The following is a 3,402-nucleotide window of genomic DNA, read 5'->3' as shown; positions in this document are numbered from 1 at the left end:
GAGGAAGCGCCTGCTCGACATGGCCGGTCAGTTGATCCGCATCGCCGCAGAGCGCATCTGCCGCTCGGCGGCGATGCGGATCAACTGACCGGCCATGTCGAGCAGGCGCTTCCTCAGCCGCGCTTTGCGCGACTGCCAGGCGCCGCCGCCAAGCTTGTCCAGCGTCGCCTCGGCCGTGTCAGAACCGTAGCGCGACAGGAGTTCGATGTTTTCCACCGGCAGGAACAGCCGGTCGTCGCCGGCATAGTGGATTTCCAGGCAGTCATGCGGCGCGCCGACCGCTTCGATGGTGCGCAGGCCAATGAAACGGCCAATGCCGTGGTCGGCATGGACGACAATGTCGCCGGCCGACAGCGCCGAGGCCTCGGCAATGAAATCCGAGGGACGTTTCTTGCGTTTCGAGCGCCGGATCAGCCGGTCGCCCAAAATGTCCTGTTCGGCGACGACGACCAGTTTTTCGGTCTCGAAGCCGGATTCGAGCGGCAGCACGGCCAGGGCCGCCTGCCCCGGCTCGAGCTTTTCGGCTTCCGCCAGCGTCACGACCTGCTTGAGGTTGCCGAGATGGTGTTCGGCGAGGATCTGGCCAAGCCGGTCGAGCGAGCCTTCGGTCCAGCCGGCGATGACGACGCGGCGGCGCGCCGCGCGCTCATCGGCGATGTGTTTGACGACGACATCGAACACGTTGGCGTTCGGATCGGCGCGCTCCTCGACGAAGCTGCGGCCGTGGCGCGAACCGGCGTGATAGACCTTCTTGGCGCCAATGTCGGGCGCGTCGAATGGCGTAAAGTCGATCGCTTCGCGCGGCCCGAGCGAGGTGATCAGGTTTTCCGGGGAGAGATAGAGCAGGTCCGGCGCGACTGGCTTATAGGGCACCGCATCCTTCAGCGCGCCATCGGCCTGCTTCCTGCGCGCCTCGTAGTGATCGAGGATCAGCGTGTGGCGCTCGGCCAGCGCCTCATGCGCCAGATGGTCGAAGATGACGGGCGTGTCAGGCAGATAGTCGAACACCGTCTCCAGCCGTTCGTAAAAGAACGGCAGCCAGTGCTCCATGCCAGCGAAGCGACGCCCTTCGCTGACCGCCGCATAGAGCCCGTCGTCGCGCTGCGGTGCGCCGAAGGCTTCGATATAGGAGCGGCGGAAGCGGCTGATGGTTTCCGGCGTCAGCGCCACTTCGCTCATCGCTTGCAGCGCCATCGACTTGCGTTGACCGGTGGTGCGCTGCGTGGCGGCGTCGAACACACGGATCGATTCCAGCGTGTCGCCGAAGAAATCGAGCCTGAGCGCCTCGGTCCAGCCGGGGGCGAACAGGTCGAGAATGCCGCCGCGCACCGCGAACTCGCCGATGCCGCGCACTGTCGGCACACGCTCGAAACCGGACGTTTCCAGCCGCGAGACCAGTGCGTTCATGTCGATCTGGTTGCCGGGCCTGGCATGAAAAGTCTGCGCCTCGACCAACTCGGACGGCGGAATGCGCTGCAGCAGCGCATTGGCGGTGGTGAGGATGACGGCGCGGTGCGGCTTCTTCGCCAGAGCGATCATGGCGGTCAGCGCATCGAGGCGCTTGGCGGCCGCATCGGAGCCGGGCGAGACGCGGTCGTAGGGCAAGCAATCCCAGGCCGGCAGTTCCAGCACCGGCAGGCCGGGGGCCGCGAAGGACAATGCCTCGATGATCGCCGGCAGGCGCTGACCGTCGCGCGCGACGAACAGAACCGGCTTGTCGGGCGCGATCTCGAGCGCCGCCTGCACCAGCGCAAAGGCTTCGTAGCCGTCGGCGACGCCATCGACGATGAACTGACCGGCGCGGCCTTTCGGCAGACCGATGGTGGGAATGAGGCTCATGAAATCACGGTCTTGTTTCATCGCAATTCCGAACGGAAAACCGCTTCGTTACTTTTCCTGGAATTGCTTGTGTTCAGAATGTCAGAGAGCGGCGGAAAGCCAGGATCTTTCGCAGGACGGCACAATCGATATCGGCCGGAACCGGGCGTTCGCCGGTGACCATGGGCAGGAATTCGGTATCGGGAATGTCGAGGAGCCTCTCATATTGGTCGATTTCCTCGTTGGTCAAGACGCCGATCTCAGCGTCGGCGAAAGTGCCGAGGATCAGGTCCATCTCGCGCATGCCGCGATGCCAGGAGCGAAACAGAAGCTTGCGGCGGCGCACGTCCAGCCCCTCGCTTGATCTCGTCGTTCCGGTCATCGTACCGCATCCTTGCTTGCTGCGGCGCATATAGCGTGGATAGAAGGGGCTGTCAGCCTTGCGCTGCCGCCGTCGCAACATAAGCTGACATCATGCGCCCGACCATCCTCGATCCCTTGTTTGTCCCGATTACGTCGCTTGCAGGCGTCGGACCGAAAGTCGGCGCGCTGATCGAGAAGGTTGTTCCGGCCGATCTCGGCGACCGCGCGGCGCGTGCCGGCGATCTTCTGTTCGTGCTGCCGCACACCGTCATCGACCGGCGCAGTCGGCCTGGTATCGCGGGATCCGCGGAAGGCCAGATCGTCACGCTCGATGTGCGCATCGACCGCCACCAGCCGCCACCGCGTGGCAACAGGTCGGTGCCCTACCGGGTCTTCGCCCATGACGATACCGGAGAGATCGCGCTGACCTTCTTCCATGCTCACGCCTCCTATCTCGAAAAGGCGATGCCCGAGGGCGAGCATGTCGTGGTCTCGGGCCGCATGGAATGGTTCAACGGCCGCCCGAGCATGGTCCACCCCGACCATATTGCGCTGGCCAGCGAAGCGGAAAACCTGCCGCTGGTCGAACCGGTCTATCCTCTGACAGCCGGGCTCTCGGGCAAGGTGCTGCGCCGGGCGATCGGCCAGGCGCTGACGCGCGTGCCTGAATTTCCCGAATGGCAGGACGGCGCCTTCATGCGGCGGCACACCTTTGCGGCCTTTGGCGATGCGCTTGCCCGCATCCACAATCCGGCCGACCCGATTGACGTCTCCATCGATGGTGCCGCCTGGCGGCGGCTCGCCTATGACGAGTTGCTGGCGGGCCAGGTCTCGCTGGCGCTGGTGCGAGCGAAAGTCCGCAGGCTGTCCGGGCGACCCCTGGTCGGCGACGGCCGCATCGTCGAAAAACTGCGGGCCGCACTGTCCTATTCGCTGACATCAAGCCAGGAGTTTGCGCTGGCCGAAATCAATGCCGACCTCGCCGACCCAGAGCGCATGCTGCGGCTTCTGCAGGGCGATGTCGGTTCCGGCAAGACTGTCGTCGCGCTGCTGGCCATGGCGCGTGCCGTCGAGGCCGGCGGCCAGGCAGCCTTGATGGCACCGACCGAAATCCTGGCGCGCCAGCATCTTGCGACCATCACGCCGCTTGCCGCCAAGGTAGGGCTTCGCATCGCCATCCTCACCGGTCGCGAGAAGGGCCGCGAACGCGCGGATACGCTG

The 3,402-nt window shown here is 65.2% G+C and carries 2 protein-coding genes and 1 pseudogene; 1 reads left to right on the top strand and 2 read right to left on the bottom strand.

Annotation, left to right across the window (positions count from 1 at the left end; translation table 11 throughout):
* Window positions 1–45: 45 nt before the first annotated feature.
* Both EN994_RS23490 and EN994_RS23485 read right to left on the bottom strand, forming a co-directional pair.
* A pseudogene (locus tag EN994_RS23490) lies at window positions 46–1,839 on the bottom strand (CarD family transcriptional regulator); the annotation flags it as partial.
* Window positions 1,840–1,912: 73 nt separating this feature from the next.
* Entirely contained in the window at window positions 1,913–2,200 is a 288-nt protein-coding gene (locus EN994_RS23485) for a succinate dehydrogenase assembly factor 2 (RefSeq protein WP_013531907.1), read from the bottom strand.
* Between the two features lie 92 nt (window positions 2,201–2,292).
* Here EN994_RS23485 and EN994_RS23480 point away from each other — a divergent pair.
* On the top strand, window positions 2,293–3,402 hold a 1,110-nt coding region (locus tag EN994_RS23480), incomplete at its 3' end, for a DEAD/DEAH box helicase (RefSeq protein WP_127307836.1).

It is taken from the genome of Mesorhizobium sp. M7A.F.Ca.CA.002.09.1.1, from assembly GCF_003998555.1.
Classification (GTDB): domain Bacteria; phylum Pseudomonadota; class Alphaproteobacteria; order Rhizobiales; family Rhizobiaceae; genus Mesorhizobium; species Mesorhizobium ciceri.
This window is presented reverse-complemented; position numbering and strand designations above follow the sequence as displayed.

Excerpts from the sequence above, each read along its gene's own strand:
- EN994_RS23485 (WP_013531907.1), bottom strand. The coding sequence starts at position 2,200 with ATGACCGGAACGACGAGATCAAGCGAGGGGCTGGACGTGCGCCGCCGC.